Raw genomic sequence first — 17588 nt, forward strand, 5'->3', positions numbered from 1 at the left:
AGCAGGGCGTCCGTGCCCTGATCGGTCTACTGCATGTTCATGCCGCCGTTCACCGAGAAGTCGGCGCCGGTGCTGTAGCCCGATTCATCGGAAGCCAGCCAGGCCACGATCGAAGCGATTTCTTCGGGTTGGCCGAGGCGCCCGACCGGGGTGGCCGCAATCATGGTGTCGAGGATGTCCGGGCGGATGGCGGCGGTCATGCTGGTCTGGATGTAACCCGGCGAGACGGTGTTGACGGTCACGCCCTTGCCGGACACTTCCCGCGCCAGTGCCATGGTGAAACCGTGGATGCCGGCTTTGGCCGCGCTGTAATTGGTCTGGCCGAACTGGCCGCGTTGACCGTTGATCGAAGAAATGTTGATGACCCGTCCCCAGCCCTTGGCCAGCATGCCTTCGATCACCTGTTTGGTGGTGTTGAACAGGCCGCTGAGGTTGGTGCCGATCACCGCGTTCCAGTCTTCGGGGGTCAGTTTGCGAAAGGACGCATCACGGGTAATGCCGGCGTTGTTGACCAGCACGTCCACCGCTCCGAATTGTTCGTGGGCCGTCTCGAAAGCCTTGCGCGTCGACTCCCAGTCGGTGATGTCGCCGTAGATGCACTCGAACTGGTAACCCGCTGCCAGCTGGGTGGCAATCCAGTCGTTCTTGCGGGCGGAATCGGCGCTGCAACCGACGATGACCTTGAATCCTTCCTTGTACAGGCGCTGGCTTATGGCCGTGCCAATCCCACCCATACCACCCGTGACCAACGCAATACGACCAAGCGACTTCATAAGCTCCAATCCTTTTTTGTTTTTGCGCTGCAAGATGGGCGATTGTTCGGTATTGGCAGGGGATGCGGAAGTGTTGGGAGGTGACGGTGTGGTGTCCAACGGTGCCATGCGCGGTTTGGCGACTCCGATGCGACGAATGGCCTGAAACAGTGGCTAAAGGTGAGGACTACCTATACTGGGATCAATATTGGCAACGACATCACCCGTTAGAATTTTGATTCATCGCAGATCAGTCATGGCTCCGGACAGGATGTCCGGTTCCACAGGTCATTGAGGACGCCATGTATAAAATGAGTTCAGGCTATGCCAGCGTGCTGGTAAATACGCTCTCGGCTCAAGGACTGGATGTTGCCAGTCTGTGTCGGGAGGCTGGACTAGACATTGATCTCGCCAATAAACCCGGAGCGTTTTGCGAGCGAAAGGCCATCTATCGACTCTGGGAACTGGCCGCTGAGGCCTCGGGCGATCCGGACATTGGCCTACGGGCCTATGGCAGTTTCCACCCCGGCAGCTTTCAGATCGTGGGCTACACCATGATGTCCAGCCTGAATCTGAAAAAAGCCCTTGAACGCCTGGTCCGTTTCAGTCCGTTGATTGGCACCGGGTTCAGCCTTTTCTTTACTTCGGAACAGCAACATTACCGTCTGTCCGGGCTCGACCATCAACAGCAGGGGTCGGTCAAGCCGCGGCAATACACCGATGCCGGGCTGGCATCATTGCTGGGTTTCTGTCGCAAGCTGTCGGGCGGCAACGCACCGCAACCCTTGAGCGTTGAGTTCACTTATCCCGAGCCCGAAGACATCTCCGAGCATCAGCGGCTGTTTGGCTGCAATCTGCAGTTCGACGCGGCTTACGACAGCATTTTGTTTGACCGGGAGGAGCTGATGCGGCCTTTGAGCATGGCCAACGAAGCGTTGGCGGTGCTGCATGACAGCTTCGCCGAGGCGCAGTTGGACCTGCTGTTCGGTTTTTGCATTGTCGGCCGGATTCGCGCGCTGATTACCGAGCGCTTGAGTCAGGGGCAGGGGCAGTGCGACATGGAATCGATCGCGGCGGCGTTGAACATCAGCAAACGAACACTGCAACGTGCGCTGGAAAAGGAAGGGACACAATTCAGGGACGTGCTGAACGCGGTGCGTCGACAACTGGCGGATTTCTACCTGCGTCATTCTCACTTCAACATGAAGCATGTCGCGTATCTCCTTGGTTTTCATGATCACAGCAGCTTCAACAAAGCCTGCAGCCGCTGGTTCGGCATGACACCGGGGCAGTACCGGTCCGATGAATCGTTTGAGATCGAGGAAGCCGCGCCGGTGTGACTTTCCCTGCGGGAGCGGGCCTGAGTGTGGCGAGGGAGCTTGCTCCCGCTCGGCTGCGAAGCAGTCGCAAGGATTTTGGGGCCGCTTCGCGACCCAGCGGGAGCAAGCTCCCTCGCCACACACACACACAGGCCCGCTCCCACAGGTTGCTCATCAGGGTGCGGGAGGTTTCTTCGCGCCTTTTTTGCCCTTTGCGGGTTTGTGCGTTTTTGCCGGCGTTACTGGCGCGATCGGTTCAGGGCTAACCACTGGAACCGGATCGGCTTCGCCGGGTGAGCGGGTCAGGCTGAACCCCGGCAGCGGCACATCGAGCAGCGTGTGCAGCTCGCACCAGAACGGGTTGTCCGCACCGTTGGTCTGCAGTTCCGGCAGCAAATTGGCGACAGCCGCCAGCACTTGTTGGCGTTCTTCGACCGCACCCAGCATCAGGGGCAGGCTGTCCAGGCTTTCCTGAGGGTGGGTGGCAACCAGCAGTTTTTGCAGGCGAAGGGTTTCACGCAGGTCCAGCGGCTCGGCGCTGTAGTCCTGCAGCAGTACTTGCAGTTGCAGGATCAGTTTCTCGACGCTTTGCTTGCCCGGTTCATCGCCGTCGCGGCCCAACAGGAACAGGATCCGGATCAAGGCTTCCATCAAACCACCAAGGGGCAGGGCGTCCTGAAGGCGTTCGGTCAGGGCTTTATCATGCTGCCTGGCATGCGCCTGGAGATCTCGCCCCGGAGTATTGCCGGCGAGGCTATTGAGGACGCCATACACGCCATAAAAACTCATCTCCTGAGCGGCATCACGCAGGTCCCGATAGCCGTTCAAGGCGTCCTGTATCTGGTTGGAAAACAGTTCCTGCCAGGCCAGCAACGGATTGGATGGGCTGGCGGGATGTCGCTCCTTGTTCACTTGAGCGGCACTGCCCGCCAGCCACCAGAGCCCCGGGTTCATACTGTTCCACATCACCTGTTGCTGGTGAAACGGGTGGGCCTTGCGCATCAGTTCGGCGGTCGGCTCGTTGATCAACTGACGCAACCACGGCCGTACAAATCCGTCATAAAGCGTGTTGTTGAAATCAGAGGCACGTTCGACCAGTGCGAACTCGCGATCGTCGTCACGGGGCGGCTGCACTTTACCGTGGATGTCGGCGATACGCCTTCGCTCGAAACGCACGGCGTACGGCGTATCCGAGTTTTCCGGCAGGTCATCGATGAGCATTTCATAGAGTCCGCCCGGCAACTCATTGATCGCGTCGACCGCGCCCAGCAACTCACGGTGTTCACGCCGCGCCACTTCACCCGACACGAAGATACCCAGGTGACCGATGCTCGCGTGCCGCAGGTAAACGATTGTGCGACCGGCATTTTGCAGGGCGAGATCGCTGGGATAGACGTCGGTGATCCAGTCCAGCGCCTGTTGTGGCGAGGTGATGTTGTCGCCATAGGAGCAGAACACTACCACCGGCACTTCGATGCGTTTGAGGTCGAGCCCGCTGCTCTTGCGCCCGAGGCCGCCGGACAGCTGATTGCCGATGAACAGGTCGTCGACAATCATTTCGATCTCTTCGCCATTGAGCAGGGTCGGGCTGCCCCACCAGCGTTCGAAGTCCAGAAAGCGCGGGGCTTCGCTGTCGACTTCGCTGAACAGGTGGTAGTACTTGCCCCACCAAGTGTTGGCCGGGTCGAGGCTTTCGAAATTGCTCACCAGCCAGGTGCCGTCGAAACGGTCATTGCCCAGGTCGCTGCCCAGGCGCGCCATCCAGCCGCCACCCAGCAAACCGCCGGTGTAGCGCATCGGATTGCGCCCGTTGACGCCGGCCCAGTACGACAAAGGTGCACCATTGACGATGATCAGTCCTGGCAGTTCCGGGCGGGTCGCCGCCAGGCCCATCAATGCCCAGCCGGCCTGGCAGTTGCCGATCACCACAGGTTTTGCGCTGGCGGGATGTCGCGCGCTGACTTCTTCGAGGAACCGCGCCTGGGCTTCAACGATGTCCGCCAGGGTCTGCCCGGGGCATGGCGAATGGCTGAACGAGATGAAGTAGGTCGGATGGCCGGCGCGCAGGCTTTCGCCGATGACTGAATCCTGCTTGAAACCGCCAATCCCCGAGCCGTGACCGCCGCGTGGGTCAATGATGATCACCGGCTGTTTTTTGCTGTCGAGCCGTTGCCCTGGCCCTGCGAGGATCTGCAGCAACGAGTAGTTGACCGGGCGAAGCAGGTCTTCGCCGGCGATCAGGGTTTCATGATCGAACTTGAGCAGCAGCGGATACCCGGCGCGTTCGTGGGCCAGGGTGTTGTCGCCACGCTGACGCAAGGTGTCCCAGAACAGCACGCTGCGTTGGCCCAGGTCGGTGAGGTATTCCTGCCAGTCAGCGGCGTTCGGCTGGGTGAGTAGCCCAAGGCTGGAAGGCGCGTAGGTTTTGGCCTGGCGCTGTTGCACGGCGTCGAGAACGTTGAGGGTGTTGAGGCGCTGGAGATGGTTCAGGTGCTCGAACAACCCGGACGGGGCTGAAAGCCCTTCATCTTGCAGCGCAATATTTTCTTCCTGACCCATCGTGAACTCCTGACGCCATGCGTGGGAATGTTGCCCTGACTAATAGAAGCCAAGCCGGCCATTCGATTTTCACGAGTGTATAGGGAATATCAGTCGAGGAAGCGAACTTTATTGTGCGCCGCACAAAATAGCCATTGCCAAATGGTTTTGTGCACTGCAATATCAATTCGGCGCGATGACTGGCAGGATCGCTATCGCGTCCTCAGGCCCATCCGGGCCTTCCCGTACCAGGAGATCCAAGCATGTCTTTTTTCAACCCGGAAAATCTGCAAACCGCTCAGAAAGCCAACCTCGACCTGCTGCAGCAAATCAGCGGCAAAGTGTTCGCCAGCGTTGAACAGCTGAGCCAGCTGCAGTTCAAGGCACTGCGCGACTCCACCGAAGAACATTTCGAAGGCGTTCGCAAATTGCTCGCCGTGCGCGATGCCCAAGGCTTTGCTGACTTGCAGGCATCGTTCACCCAGCCGAGCGCGCAAAGCGAACGCCTGGCCGAGTTCAATCGTCAGGTTCAGGCGCTGATCGTGGGTACGCAGTCGGACATCGCCAAACTGACGTCGAGTCAGGTCGAGGCTGGTACCCAGCAGGTGAATGAGTTTGTTGAGTCGATCAGCAAGCATGCACCGGCCGGCTCCGAGCCTGTAGTGGCTGCATTCAAGTCGGGCCTGGCGAATGCCGGCACAGTGTTTGAAAGCGCACAGAAAGCCGTGAAACAGGCTTCCGATGTGGCTCAGAGCAATTTTGACGCCGCCACTGCCGCTGCCGCCAAAGCGGCGCCAGAAGCCAGCGCCAAGACCACCAGCGGTAACAAGTAAGTCAAATCAGGCCGGCGGCACAAGAAATGGCGATGGGTTTATTCCCCATCGCCATTTTTTTTCGGCCCGTTATCGGTGCCGGGCTTGGCGCCAAACATGCCGAACAGGTTCTGGGTATTGAGGTACAAGGCCTTGGACTGGTCGACATACTGGCGCATCAGGTCCTGCATGACCGGTGCCTGTTGATGCATGAAGTCGCTCCACGCTTCGGACGATTGCGCACCGGTCTGGGACTGGATGTCGATGACGGTCTGGATACTTTTGTCCAGGTAGCTGCCCAGTACACCCTGATACGGACCGTAGAACTGGATAATCCCCATCAGCATGTCGCTGGTGAATATCGGCTCACCGCCGCTTTCGGCTTCCAGAATCACTTGCAGCAGGATGCTGCGCGTCAGATCCTCGCCAGACTTGGCATCGACCACCTGAAACGCAATCTTGTCGACGACCAACTGGCGTATGTCCGCCAGGGTCAGGTGACTGCTGGTGTGGGTGTCATACAGTCGGCGATTGGGATACTTCTTGATCAGGCGGGGGGTGTTCCGACTGTTATCTGGCATGCGGGGCGTCTCGTGGCGAGCCTGGTTTTCAGGCATCTTAACCTACAATGGCTGCGGCCGCGGGATGGTGTCGGGGGAGGGATGCCAGGTTCAACATCTTCAGTGCTTCTGAAGCCGTCTTCGCGAGCAAGCCCGCTCCCACAGGGGACTTGCGAACACTGAAGATCTAATGTGTGTGCGGGCTTGCTCGCGAAGAGGCCCGCAATCACAGCGAAAATCCGAAAAAAAAAGAGGACTGCGCCGCAAAGCGAGTCCCCTTTGTGAAACCTGAATCGCTTACCAGATCGGCAACGTGTAGCTGACAATCAAACGGTTTTCATCAAGATCGCTGCCAAAATTGGTCGAGCGAACGGTCGCATTACGCCATTTTACCCCGACGTTCTTCAACGGCCCGCTTTGCACGACATACCCGATATCGGTATCACGCTCCCATTCCTTGCCTTCCGGGCGGTTGCCGCCCAGGTCGATATTGTCACCGGTGATGTAGCGGGTCATGAACGTCAGGCCGGGAATACCGACGGCAGCAAAGTTGTAGTCGTAACGGGCCTGCCAGGATTTTTCATCCTTGCTGGCGAAGTCGCCGATCTGCACGAAGTTCACCAGGAACGCATCGGTGCCATTGACGTACGCATACCCGGTGTCGCCACTCATGCCCTGATAACCCAGGCCGAACGCATGCCCGCCAAGGCTGTAAGTGAACATCGCACCGACGGCGTTGTTATCGACATTGCTGCCGCCATCATCGGTGGAGCGGGCGAAGCGCAGGTCGGTCTTCAACGACTGGCCGGTGGTGACCGGCAACACATAGGTCAGGTTGACCAGGTGCTGGCTGTAGAAATTGTCGAGGTGACCGTAGCTGTAGCCGGTGGCGAGGTTACTGGTCCATTTGTAGTTGAGGCTGGCGAAATCGAAGCTGTCGCTATCCAGATGGCGGCTGGTGATGCCCTTGGCGCCGGTACGGGTGATGCCCATGTCCTCGTAGTCCGAGGAGTCGCGCTGGTTGACCTGCGTCAGTCGACCGGCATCCACGCTCAGGCCTTCGATTTCCAGGGAGGTCAACTGACCGCCCTTGAAGGTTTGCGGCAACAACCGTGAATCGTTAGCCAGCACCGTCGGCAGCTTGGGCAGCAGCGTGCCGAGTTTCAGCGTGCTTTTCGAGGCGCGCACTTTGGCGGTCAGGCCCAGTTCACCGTACTCGTCCTGAGCGCCTTTGCGCGTATCGCGATGACGCTGGAGCACACCGGAACCGGCGCGATCCGGGCTGGAGTCGAGTTTGACGCCCAGCAGGCCGATCGTATCGAAACCAAACCCGATCATCCCCTCGGTAAAGCCGGATTCGTAGCGCAGCAGGAAACCCTGCGCCCATTCCTCCTGTTTCGATTGCGCCGCGTTGGCCTGACGGTAATCACGGTTGAAGTAGAAGTTACGCAGCTCGAGGCTGGCCTTGCTGTCCTTGATAAAGTCAGCAGCGGCGGGGGCCGAGAGGCTGATGACGCCACCGGCCAGCAACAGTCGGGTAGCGAGAATGCGGGTGTTGCGATCCATGTGAAGCCCCTTTGTTTTTATTATGGAATGACGGCTTGTGCGACCCTCGCCAACCGGGCGAGGGCTTGTCAATAAAAAACGCGGACACCGAAAAGAGAGGAGCGTGGCGCCGCGTGCGGTTCAATCGTTAGAACTGCTCGGCACTCAGACCGAACAACGAGGCGCTGCCGGCGCGAATCGACTGCTCGAGGCTCAAAATGCGCGGCAGCAAGCGGTGGATGTAGAAGTCGGCGGTGGCGATCTTCGCCCCGTAGAACGCTTCGTCTTCGCCGCGTTTTTGCTGGGCCACCTGTGCCATGCGCGCCCACAGCCAGGCGTAAGCGACATAACCGAACAGGTGCAGATATTCCACGGAAGCGGCGCCAACTTCGTTGCGGTTGGTCGCCGCCCGGTCCTGTAACCAGTCGCTGAGGTCTTCCAGGCGCTGCACGGCATCGAACAGTTGCGCGGAGTAGGGCGCGTCAGGCTGGTGGGCAAAATGGCGGATCTCTCCGGTGAACTGACGCAGCGCGGCACCGTTGTCAGCCAGCACCTTGCGCCCGAGCAGGTCCAGCGCCTGGATGCCGTTGGTGCCTTCGTAGATCTGGGCGATGCGCACGTCGCGGACCAATTGTTCCTGGCCCCATTCGCGGATGTAGCCATGGCCGCCGAACACTTGCTGGCCGTTGATGCAGCTTTCCAGACCGGTGTCGGTGAAGAAGGCCTTGGCAATCGGTGTCAGCAGGGCGACCAGGGTTTGCGCGGTGTCGCGTTCTTGCGCGTCATCGGAAAATTTCGCCAGATCGAGCTGCTGCCCGACATAACTGGCGAACGCGCGGCCACCTTCGGTCATGGCTTTCATGCTGAGCAGCATGCGGCGCACGTCGGGGTGAACGATGATCGGATCGGCGACTTTGTCCGGGGCCATGGCGCCGGTCGGGGCGCGGCTCTGGATACGTTCACGGGCGTAGGCCACGGCGCTCTGGTAGGACGCTTCGGCGCAGCCAATGCCCTGAATGCCGATGGACAGGCGTTCGTAGTTCATCATGGTGAACATCGCCGCGAGGCCTTTGTTGGCTTCGCCCACCAGCCAGCCGCTGGCACCGTCGAAATTCATCACGCAAGTGGCCGAGGCCTTGATGCCCATCTTGTGTTCGATCGAACCGCAACTCACGGCGTTGGCGTCACCGAGGGAACCGTCGGCATTGACCAGCACTTTGGGCACCGCAAACAGCGAGATGCCTTTTGGCCCCACCGGTGCGTCGGGCAGTTTGGCCAGCACCAGGTGGATGATGTTTTCGGTCAGGTCCTGATCGCCACCGGTGATGAAGATCTTGCTGCCGGTGATGCTGTAACTTCCGTCGGCCCGAGGTTCGGCGCGGGTGCGGATGAGTCCCAGATCGGTACCGGCATGGGCTTCGGTCAGGCACATGGAACCGGCCCAGCGACCTTCGTACATCGGCGGCAGGTACAGCTCTTTCAAGCTGTCGCTGGCGTGGGCATCCAGTGCCAGGCAGGCACCGGAGCTCAATGCCGAGTACAACGCGAAGCTTGAATTGGCGCCGTAAAGCATCTCTTCAAACTGCACCGCCAGCATCTTCGGCATGCCCATGCCGCCGTATTCGGCGTTACCGGACAAACCGACCCAGCCACCTTCGATGTAAGTCGCATAAGCCTGTTTGAAGCCGATCGGCGTCGTGACCTGGCCTTCATGCCACTGCGCGCCTTCTTCGTCGCCGCTGCGGTTCAAGGGTGCAATCAGGTGCGCGGTGACTTTCCCCGCTTCCTCAAGGATTGCGTCGGCGATGTCGGCATCGATGTTGTCAGCCAAGGCAGGCAGGCGCGCCCACAGGGCAGGGGCGTCGAACACTTCATGCAGGACGAAGCGCAGGTCGCGCAGAGGGGCTTTGAATTCGGGCATAACGTGAACCTCGACAGGACGGTTGTGCACGGCGCCGCAACCGGGCGCCGTGTCTTTCAATCAATGACTGGAAGCGGCGGCAGCACCAAGACCGGTCTGGGCGCGCACGAACTGGTCGGCGTAGGCATCGCGTTCCTTGTCGGCCCGCACGCTGCGGTCGAGGCGGGACACGACGACGATCACCAGGAACGCCAACGGCATGGAGAACAGCGCCGGGTGGTCGTAAGGGAAAATCGCGTGAGCATGACCGAGCACGGTCACCCACACGGCCGGGGACAGGATCACCAGCACCAGGGCGCAGATCAGGCCGGCGAAACCGCCGATGATCGCGCCTTTGGTGGTCAGGCCTTTCCAGTACATGGCCATGATCAGTACCGGGAAGTTGGTCGAGGCGGCGATGCCAAAGGTCAGGCCCACCAGGAACGCGACGTTCATCTTCTCGAACAGAATGCCCAGCAGAATCGCGATGACGCCCAGGCCCACGGTGGCCATGCGGGTCACGCGCATTTCCTGTTTCTGGGTGGCTTTGCCTTTCTTGAACACGGTGGCGTAAAGATCGTGGGAAATCGCCGAAGCACCGGCCAGGGCCAACCCGGAGACAACTGCAAGAATGGTGGCGAAGGCCACGGCCGAGAGGAACCCGAAGAACAGGTTGCCGCCCACCGCTTTGGCCAGATGCATCGCGACCATGTTGCCGCCGCCGATCAAGGCACCGCCGACTTCGCCGTTGACGTAGTACTGCGGATCGGTACCGATGATCACCATCGCGGCGAAGCCCAGGGTGCACACCACCAGGAAGAAGAAACCGATGAACCCTGTGGCGTAGAACACCGATTTACGCGCTTCCTTGGCGTTGGGCACAGTGAAGAAACGCATCAGGATGTGCGGCAGGCCGGCGATACCAAACACCAGTCCGAGGGACATCGAAGCGGTGTTGATCGGGTCGGCGAGCATTGAACCGGGGCCCATGATGTTCCAGCCGCTGGCATGCGCCTCGACCGCTTTGGTGGCGAGGGTTTCGTAGCTGAAGCCGAACTGCGACATGGCCATGACCGCGAGGGTCGTGCCGCCGGCCAGCAGCAGCACGGCTTTGATGATCTGTACCCAGGTGGTGGCGATCATCCCGCCGAAAATCACATACACCAGCATCAACGCGCCGACGATCATCACGGCTACCGGGTAGTCGAGACCGAACAGCAATTTGATCAACTGGCCGGCACCGACCATCTGCACGATCAGGTAGCAGCACACCACCGTCAACGAACCGAACGCGGCGAAGATCCGTACTTTGTTCTGGTCCAGACGATAGGAAACGATGTCGGCAAAGGTGTAGCGCCCCAGATTGCGCAAGCGTTCGGCCATCAGGAAGGTGATGATCGGCCAGCCGACAAAGAAGCCGATGGTGTAGATGAAACCGTCGTACCCCTTGGCGAACACCAGGCTGGACAGCCCCAGCAATGTGGCGGCGGACATGTAGTCACCGGCAATCGCCAGGCCGTTTTGAAACCCGGTGATACCACCGCCGGCGGTGTAGAAGTCAGACGTGGATTTGGTCTGGCGTGCAGCCCACCAGGTGATCGCCAGCGTGCCGAGGACGAACAGGAAGAACATGCCGATGGCATGCAGGTTCAGCGGTTGTTTTTCTATGGTGCCCAACGCGGGTGCGGCGAGCACAGCGGAAGCCGGCAACAGGCACGCTGCGGCGAGGATGAGTTTACGCATCACTTGCTCTCCTCAAGAATGGCGGCGCCCAGCGCGTCGAAGCGCGTGTTGGCGCTGTAGACATACCAGCCGGTCAACAGCCAGGAAAAAATGATGATCGCCGCGCCAACCGGCATGCCCAGGGTCAACATCCGATGCTCGCCAAGCGGTGCGTGCAGCCACTGCGGGGCAAACGCCACCACGAGCATGAACAGGTAATAAGTGCCCAGCACGGCAGCACTCAACGACCAGGCCAGGCGCGAACGGCTGCTGACCAATTGAAGGAATTTCGGGTTGGTCCGAATACGTTCACAGCGTTGGGTATCGGTTGCATGGATGTCGATCATGGTGCGCTCCACATTGTTGTTGTTATCGGTGTGAGGTGGCCGGCCGTGCAGGCCGAATCCGGCGTGCACGAGCCCGAAGCGGCAGGTAAGGCACCTGCCGCCTGATAGGTGAAACGTGGGTGAGGGTTAGAGAGCCTTGGCCCTGTCGCGCAGCACGTACTTCTGAATCTTGCCGGTAGAAGTCTTCGGCAGCAGGGTGAAAATCACCGTGCGCGGGACTTTGAAACCGGCGAGGTGTTCGCGGCAGAAACCGATGATGTCGGCTTCGCGAACGTCCTGGTGATCAGCCTTCAAGGTGATGAAGGCGCAGGGCGTTTCGCCCCATTTTTCATCGGGACGGGCGACTACTGCGGCCTCCATCACACCTGGATGGCGGTAGAGCACGCCTTCGAGTTCGATGGTGGAAATGTTCTCGCCACCGGAAATGATGATGTCTTTGAGGCGATCCTTGATTTCGACATAACCGTCGGGATGACACACCGCCAGGTCGCCGGTATGGAACCAGCCACCCTCGAACGCTTCAGCGGTGGCCGTCGGGTTTTTCAGGTAGCCCTTCATCACGGTGTTACCGCGCATGAACACTTCGCCGATGGTCTGACCGTCGCGCGGGGTCGGCTCCAGCGTCTTCGAGTCGCCGACCATCACGCCTTCCAGCGTCGGGTAGCGCACACCCTGGCGGGATTTGATCTGCGCCCGTTCTTCCAGCGGCAGTTCATCCCATTCGGAATGCCAGGCGCACAGCGTCACCGGGCCATAGGTTTCGGTCAGGCCGTAGACGTGGGTGACCTTGATGCCCATTTCTTCCACGGCGCCAATGACTTTGGCCGGCGGTGCAGCACCGGCGACCATGGCGTTGACCGGATGATCGATGGCGGCCTTCGCCGATTCCGGCATGTTGACCAGCGCATTGAGCACGATTGGCGCGCCGCACAGATGGGTGATCTGGTGTTCACGGATCAGCGTGAGGATTTTCTGTGGATCGACCCGGCGCAGGAACACATGCACACCGGCCAGCGCAGTGATGGTCCACGGGTAGCACCAGCCGTTGCAATGGAACATCGGCAGGGTCCAGAGGTACACCGGGTGATTGCCCATGGCCCAGGTCATCTGGTTGCCCAAGGCATTCAGATAAGCGCCGCGGTGGTGATAGACCACGCCTTTCGGATTGCCGGTGGTGCCGGAGGTGTAGTTCAACGAGATGGCTTGCCACTCGTCCACTGGCCATTGCCAGGCGAATGCCGGATCGCCCTCGGCCAGCAGGGCTTCATAGTCCAGATCGCTGACGGCCTGACCTTCGCCGTACTCCGGGTCGTTGACGTCGATCACCAGCGGCGGGTGATCCAGCATGCCGATAGCGGCATGAATCACATTATGGAACTCGCGGTCGGTGATCAGCACCTTGGCTTCGCCGTGCTGGAGCATGAAGGCAATGGCTTCGGCATCCAGGCGTACGTTGAGCGGGTTGAGCACGGCGCCGATCATCGGTACGCCAAAATGCACTTCGAGCATTTCGGGGATGTTGGGCAGCATCACCGCCACGGTATCGTTCTTGCCGATGCCGCGACCGGCCAGCGCCGAGGCCAGGCGTCGGCAACGGGTGTAGGTCTGCGCCCAGGTACGGCGAATGGAGCCGTGGATGACGGCGGGGTAGTCTGGGTAAACGTTGGCCGTACGCTCAAGAAAACTGAGCGGAGACAGGGCGATGTGATTGACAGCCGAAGGGCTTAGCCCCTGTTCATAGATCGACATGTGCGGGTACTCGGTGGCTGATTGTTAGCTCTATCGGTGGCCCTTCAGCGTAGCCGCTGAGGTCACCTTTTATGTCCGGCCTGCTTTATATAACAATCCACCACAAATATGGAAGTACAACCTATAGCTTATAGTACATATACTATATTTGATTCTTGCTGATCTAAATGACTGCAGTCATATCGCCAAGGCCGGTATATCCTTGGCTTCCCCAACCAAGCGGACCCGTGATGACCCTGACTCCCGTTCGATTGCACAGCTGGTTGCGCCTGCAGCGCGAGGGCGTTTCTCTGGCCGCCCGGGCCGATGCATTGTGCCGTGCGTTGCAGGATTGCCCCGAGGTGCGTCGCGCGGTTTACCTGAGCTGGCAACCCCAGGCGCGGATCTACAGCCACGAAGGCGCGGCCCAGCATTTTCCACCGGGCCAGGGCGACCCGTCGCAGGCCAGCGATCAGTTGTTGTTCGATCGGCTGCTGGAAGCGGGGCGCCTTGATCTCGCGCAAGTACGGCGACTGGATTGCTGGTTGGCCGGCCGACTGCGCCGCGCCGCGATCAGCCATGGTCAGGTATTTGATCTGGCGTTGACGCCTGGGCAGGCGGGCCTGTTGCTGGTGGAAGTGTGCGAGGGTGTGAGTTTCGATTGGCTGGGTTGGGTGCAGGATTTGCTGACGACCTTGCTCAGTAGCGTCAACGGCATGCTGCGCGGCTCGCCGTTGTTGGGCCACGATCCACAGCCGAGCCTGTTACTCGATGCGCAGGGGCGGCCGCAGGAATTCAACGCGGCGTTGCTGGCGCTACTGGCCGAAAAGCCGCTGACCGACGTGCTGGGATTTCTGCCGGTCAATCATCGGGTGCTGGTACGCGCGTGTCTGGACCAGCAACGGGCCATTGAAGGGGTCGAAGCACAGTTCGAGGCGCAGATCCTGATCTGGACGTTCATTCCCGATCCCCAGGACAACCGCGTGCTCGCCCGTTGTCGCGACGCCACCACGCAAGTGCTGGCCGAACGCGAAGCAGCCCAGGCGCGGCGGCTGTACCGGTTGATCATCGAGAACACCACCGACCTGATTTCCCGGCACACACCGGACGGCTGTTTTCTCGATGCCTCGCCCGCCTCCTGGACATTGCTCGGTTACTGGCCGGAAGAATTGCGCGGAAAAATGGCCCAGGGCCTGTTCCATGGCCAGGAACTGGCCAGCCTGATGCAGCGCGCCCGCGATGCGCTTGAGCAGGATGGTTATCACACGATGACGTACCGCATTCGCCATCGGGACGGGCATTACCTGTGGTTCGAAACCGCCAGCCGGGCGATTCGTGAAACCTACACTGGCACGGTGGTCGAGGTGGTCAGCGTGTCCCGGGACATTACCGCCCGGGTGCAGGCCGAAGAGAACAAACGGCGCCTGGCCGAAGTCGTCGAGGCCAACATTGACCCGGTGCTGTTTATCGCCCCCGAAGGGCAAGTTACCTACCTCAACCCGGCGGCACGACGCATTCTCGGGATTGGCGAGCAACAGCCGATGCCGACCCTGGCTGAACTGTTCGCCAGCGCTGACCTGACACGCCTGCAACGTGACGGCTGGAGCGGCGCCGAACGCGACGGCGTCTGGAGCACCGATGCGCGTTTGCAACCACCGGGTGGCGGCGCGTCGGTGCCAGTGTCGCTGGTGCTGTTGGCGCACCGTTCAGCAGGTGGCGAGCGTTACTATTCCCTGGTCGCTCGGGACATGACCGAACGTGAATTGCGCGAAGTGCAACAACGTCGCCATCAGGATGAACTGGCGCACACCGCGCGCCTGGTCACCCTCGGTGAACTGGCTTCGGGTATCGCTCACGAAATCAACCAGCCGCTGGCCGCCGTGGTCAATTACGCCAATGCCAGCCAGCGCTATTTGCAGACCGTGGATTCCAATCCCCAGGCCGCCGCCCGGGTGGCACAAGGCCTGGAGCGCATCACCCACCACGCCACTCATGCTTCGGAAGTGATCCGACGTCTGCGGGCATTTTTGCGCAAAGGCCAGCGTCGCATGCAGGCGCTGAATGTCACCGATGTCGCCCGCGAAGCCGTGCGTTTGTGCGACTGGGAGGCGAGCAATTGCCAAGTGACAATCGAGGATCGACTGCCGGATAATCTGCCGCCGGTTTATGCCGACCGGGTGTTGCTGGAACAAGTCCTGCTCAATCTGCTGCGCAATGCCATCGATGCCAACCGCGAACAACATCCCGGCCAGCCTTCGTTGATCGTGATGACGGCGGGGCAGGGCAGTGCTGCCAGTGTGGACATCAATGTGCAAGACCAGGGCCCTGGCGTGAGCGAGCCGGAACTGGAGCAGATCTTTACCCCGTTCTATACCAGCAAGGCCGATGGCCTGGGGCTCGGCTTGTCCATGAGTCGCAGCATCATTGAAGGTTTCGGCGGCGAATTGCAGGCCCGGCGCCAACCGGTCGGGCTGCTGATGTGCTGTCGCTTGCCGCTTGCCGGCCCAACAAAACAACAACAGGAATAATGCAATGGCAGGTGTGGCGGAGCACGTGGTGTATGTGGTCGATGACGATCAAGGCATGCTCGATTCGACGGTCTGGTTATTGGAGTCGGTCGGCCTCAAGGCGTTGCCGTTCACCAGTGGCGTCGAGTTCCTCAATGCCTGCGACGCCAGTCTGGCGGCCTGTGTGCTGCTGGATGTGCGCATGCCTGGCATGGGCGGCTTGAACGTGCAGGAAGAAATGCGTTTGCGCGAACTGAATTTGCCGATCATCTTCGTCAGCGGTCACGCCGATGTCCCGATCGTGGTGCGTGCGTTCAAGGCTGGCGCTCACGACTTCATAGAAAAGCCCTACAACGAACAATTGCTGCTGGACAGCGTGCAACAGGCCCTCAGCAATTGCGCGACCCACCGTTCGGGCAATCAAGGGCATGAAGCATTGCAGGCGCGCTTGCTCACGCTGACCCCACGGGAGCGGGACGTCTTGCTGCCGCTGGTGCAGGGTTATACCACCCGGGAAATCGCCGAACAATTGGAGGTCAGCGCGAAAACGGTCGACCTCTACCGCTCACGCGTGATGAAGCGCATGCAGGCCAATACCCTGCCGGACCTGGTCGGCATGGCCATTGCCGCCGGACTGGTTGATCCATTGAAACTGCGTTGAACCCTCGCATTTTCCGCCGAACGTCTATGCTGGGCTAACCGATCCTGTACCGTTGCAGTGATCAGGGAGGCTGCCATGGAACCCACGTCCTTATCCGAAACAAAGCTGACGCGCACGCTGCTCGATGTGTTTATCCGGGCCGGGCTGATCGCCGTTCTGGTGCTGTTCTGCTTCCAGATCTTCAGCCCGTTCCGCGACCTGATGCTGTGGTCGCTGATCCTGGCGATCACCCTTTACCCACTGCAAGAACGGCTGAAGGGGCCGCTGGGGCAAAAGGAAGGGCGCATTGCGACGCTGATCATACTGGTCGCCATCCTTATCCTGATGGTGCCGATCTATCTGATGGGCATCTCGATTGCCGACTCGGTCGAGCACGCCATCAGCGTGATCAAGAACGGTGGTTTCCACATTCCGCCGCCCGCCGATTCAGTCGCCGAATGGCCATTGGTGGGCAAGCCACTGTCGGCCCTCTGGCTACAGGCTTACACCGATCTTCCGAGCCTGACAGAGAAGTACATTCCGCAAATCAAAGGCATCAGCCTCACCCTGTTGGGCAAACTCGCCGGTGTCGGCATGGGTTTCCTGATGTTCATTTTCGCCTTGATCATCGCCGGGATCTTCATGGCCTATGGTGAAAACGGTTACCGCAGCTCGGTCCAGATAGCCTCCCGCATCATCGGCCCGGAAAAAGGGGCGAAGATCGCCGGGCTTTGCACCGCAACGATTCGTGCGGTCGCACTGGGGGTGGTAGGCATCGCCTTCATCCAGATGCTGCTGGTAGGCCTGGGTTTCGTGTTCAAGGGGGTTCCCGGTGCCGGGTTGCTCGCACTGGGGGTGCTGCTGCTCGGAATCATGCAGTTGCCGGCAACCTTGATTACGCTCCCCGTGATTGCCTTTGTGTTCGCCACGGAAGGTGCCAGCACGGCGACGATTGTCTTTGCAATCTATGTCTTCGTTGCCGGCCTGGTGGATAACGTACTCAAGCCCTTGCTGCTGGGGCGCGGTGTCGATGTGCCGATGCCGGTGATTCTGATCGGCGCCCTGGGTGGCATGGTCACTGGCGGGATTCTCGGGCTGTTCATCGGCCCGGTAGTGCTGGCGGTCGCGTATCAATTATTCTGGCAATGGGTACGGGATCGGCCAGGGCCGCAAGAATGAATGCGCAGGGTGATGATCTGCTGAATCAGGTACTGACCG

Annotated in this window: 13 protein-coding genes; 5 read left to right on the forward strand and 8 right to left on the reverse strand. The window is 60.2% G+C overall.

Annotation, left to right across the window (positions count from 1 at the left end):
- Positions 1-26: 26 nt before the first annotated feature.
- On the reverse strand, positions 27-773 hold the full coding sequence (gene phbB / locus ACM6I5_RS11050; RefSeq protein WP_017338797.1) for an acetoacetyl-CoA reductase: 747 nt from the start codon (positions 771-773) through the stop codon (positions 27-29).
- Positions 774-1054: 281 nt separating this feature from the next.
- Between phbB and ACM6I5_RS11055 the strand changes: the two genes are divergently transcribed.
- The gene (locus ACM6I5_RS11055) at positions 1055-2092 is read left to right on the forward strand and encodes an AraC family transcriptional regulator (RefSeq protein ID WP_017338798.1); all 1038 of its coding nucleotides are present in this window, start codon (positions 1055-1057) and stop codon (positions 2090-2092) included.
- A 153-nt stretch (positions 2093-2245) separates the two neighbouring features.
- Here the strand turns inward: ACM6I5_RS11055 and ACM6I5_RS11060 are convergent, their stop codons facing one another.
- On the reverse strand, positions 2246-4630 hold the full coding sequence (locus ACM6I5_RS11060; protein WP_414883822.1) for a DUF3141 domain-containing protein: 2385 nt from the start codon (positions 4628-4630) through the stop codon (positions 2246-2248).
- 242 nt (positions 4631-4872) lie between these two features.
- Here ACM6I5_RS11060 and phaP point away from each other — a divergent pair, with 242 nt between their 5' ends.
- Positions 4873-5442, forward strand: a complete 570-nt coding sequence (phaP, locus tag ACM6I5_RS11065) for a TIGR01841 family phasin (protein ID WP_017338800.1) — start codon at positions 4873-4875, stop codon at positions 5440-5442.
- Positions 5443-5480: 38 nt separating this feature from the next.
- On the opposite strand, the gene phaR is transcribed toward phaP, so the two are convergent.
- The 6 genes from phaR to ACM6I5_RS11095 form a co-directional block, all read right to left on the reverse strand.
- A complete protein-coding gene (gene phaR, locus ACM6I5_RS11070; RefSeq protein WP_414880471.1) occupies positions 5481-6002 on the reverse strand; it encodes a polyhydroxyalkanoate synthesis repressor PhaR in 522 nt (173 codons plus the stop codon).
- A 276-nt stretch (positions 6003-6278) separates the two neighbouring features.
- On the reverse strand, positions 6279-7547 hold the full coding sequence (locus tag ACM6I5_RS11075; RefSeq protein WP_414883823.1) for an OprD family porin: 1269 nt from the start codon (positions 7545-7547) through the stop codon (positions 6279-6281).
- Positions 7548-7674: 127 nt separating this feature from the next.
- The gene (locus ACM6I5_RS11080) at positions 7675-9447 is read right to left on the reverse strand and encodes an acyl-CoA dehydrogenase C-terminal domain-containing protein (protein WP_414883824.1); all 1773 of its coding nucleotides are present in this window, start codon (positions 9445-9447) and stop codon (positions 7675-7677) included.
- A gap of 60 nt (positions 9448-9507) precedes the next feature.
- Positions 9508-11169 (reverse strand): cation acetate symporter, encoded by a 1662-nt coding sequence (locus tag ACM6I5_RS11085; protein ID WP_414880466.1) that lies wholly within the window; start codon positions 11167-11169, stop codon positions 9508-9510.
- The gene (locus tag ACM6I5_RS11090; RefSeq protein ID WP_031318916.1) at positions 11169-11495 is read right to left on the reverse strand and encodes a DUF485 domain-containing protein; all 327 of its coding nucleotides are present in this window, start codon (positions 11493-11495) and stop codon (positions 11169-11171) included. The genes ACM6I5_RS11085 and ACM6I5_RS11090 overlap by 1 nt, the downstream gene beginning before the upstream one ends.
- A 126-nt stretch (positions 11496-11621) precedes the next feature.
- Complete coding sequence (locus tag ACM6I5_RS11095) at positions 11622-13244, reverse strand: acyl-CoA synthetase (RefSeq protein ID WP_017338806.1); 1623 nt, start codon at positions 13242-13244, stop codon at positions 11622-11624.
- A 230-nt stretch (positions 13245-13474) separates the two neighbouring features.
- Here ACM6I5_RS11095 and ACM6I5_RS11100 point away from each other — a divergent pair, with 230 nt between their 5' ends.
- From ACM6I5_RS11100 to ACM6I5_RS11110, 3 genes are all read left to right on the forward strand, one after another.
- A complete protein-coding gene (locus ACM6I5_RS11100; protein WP_017338807.1) occupies positions 13475-15751 on the forward strand; it encodes a PAS domain S-box protein in 2277 nt (758 codons plus the stop codon).
- A gap of 4 nt (positions 15752-15755) precedes the next feature.
- Positions 15756-16391, forward strand: coding sequence for a response regulator transcription factor (locus ACM6I5_RS11105; protein ID WP_414880464.1), 636 nt, complete (start codon positions 15756-15758; stop codon positions 16389-16391).
- 75 nt (positions 16392-16466) lie between these two features.
- Positions 16467-17549, forward strand: a complete 1083-nt coding sequence (locus ACM6I5_RS11110) for an AI-2E family transporter (RefSeq protein ID WP_017338809.1) — start codon at positions 16467-16469, stop codon at positions 17547-17549.
- The last annotated feature ends 39 nt before the right edge of the window (positions 17550-17588 follow it).

This window comes from Pseudomonas sp. IT-P171 (assembly GCF_949767765.1).
Classification (GTDB): Bacteria; Pseudomonadota; Gammaproteobacteria; order Pseudomonadales; family Pseudomonadaceae; genus Aquipseudomonas; species Aquipseudomonas fluorescens_B.

What these genes read in the sequence shown, in the direction of transcription:
- phbB (WP_017338797.1), bottom strand. Translation starts at nt 773, where the DNA reads ATGAAGTCGCTTGGTCGTATTGCGTTGGTCACGGGTGGTATGGGTGGG.
- ACM6I5_RS11055 (WP_017338798.1), top strand. Translation starts at nt 1,055, where the DNA reads ATGTATAAAATGAGTTCAGGCTATGCCAGCGTGCTGGTAAATACGCTC.
- ACM6I5_RS11060 (WP_414883822.1), bottom strand. Translation starts at nt 4,630, where the DNA reads ATGGGTCAGGAAGAAAATATTGCGCTGCAAGATGAAGGGCTTTCAGCC.
- phaP (WP_017338800.1), top strand. Translation starts at nt 4,873, where the DNA reads ATGTCTTTTTTCAACCCGGAAAATCTGCAAACCGCTCAGAAAGCCAAC.
- phaR (WP_414880471.1), bottom strand. Translation starts at nt 6,002, where the DNA reads ATGCCAGATAACAGTCGGAACACCCCCCGCCTGATCAAGAAGTATCCC.
- ACM6I5_RS11075 (WP_414883823.1), bottom strand. Translation starts at nt 7,547, where the DNA reads ATGGATCGCAACACCCGCATTCTCGCTACCCGACTGTTGCTGGCCGGT.
- ACM6I5_RS11080 (WP_414883824.1), bottom strand. Translation starts at nt 9,447, where the DNA reads ATGCCCGAATTCAAAGCCCCTCTGCGCGACCTGCGCTTCGTCCTGCAT.
- ACM6I5_RS11085 (WP_414880466.1), bottom strand. Translation starts at nt 11,169, where the DNA reads ATGCGTAAACTCATCCTCGCCGCAGCGTGCCTGTTGCCGGCTTCCGCT.
- ACM6I5_RS11090 (WP_031318916.1), bottom strand. Translation starts at nt 11,495, where the DNA reads ATGATCGACATCCATGCAACCGATACCCAACGCTGTGAACGTATTCGG.
- ACM6I5_RS11095 (WP_017338806.1), bottom strand. Translation starts at nt 13,244, where the DNA reads ATGTCGATCTATGAACAGGGGCTAAGCCCTTCGGCTGTCAATCACATC.
- ACM6I5_RS11100 (WP_017338807.1), top strand. Translation starts at nt 13,475, where the DNA reads ATGACCCTGACTCCCGTTCGATTGCACAGCTGGTTGCGCCTGCAGCGC.
- ACM6I5_RS11105 (WP_414880464.1), top strand. Translation starts at nt 15,756, where the DNA reads ATGGCAGGTGTGGCGGAGCACGTGGTGTATGTGGTCGATGACGATCAA.
- ACM6I5_RS11110 (WP_017338809.1), top strand. Translation starts at nt 16,467, where the DNA reads ATGGAACCCACGTCCTTATCCGAAACAAAGCTGACGCGCACGCTGCTC.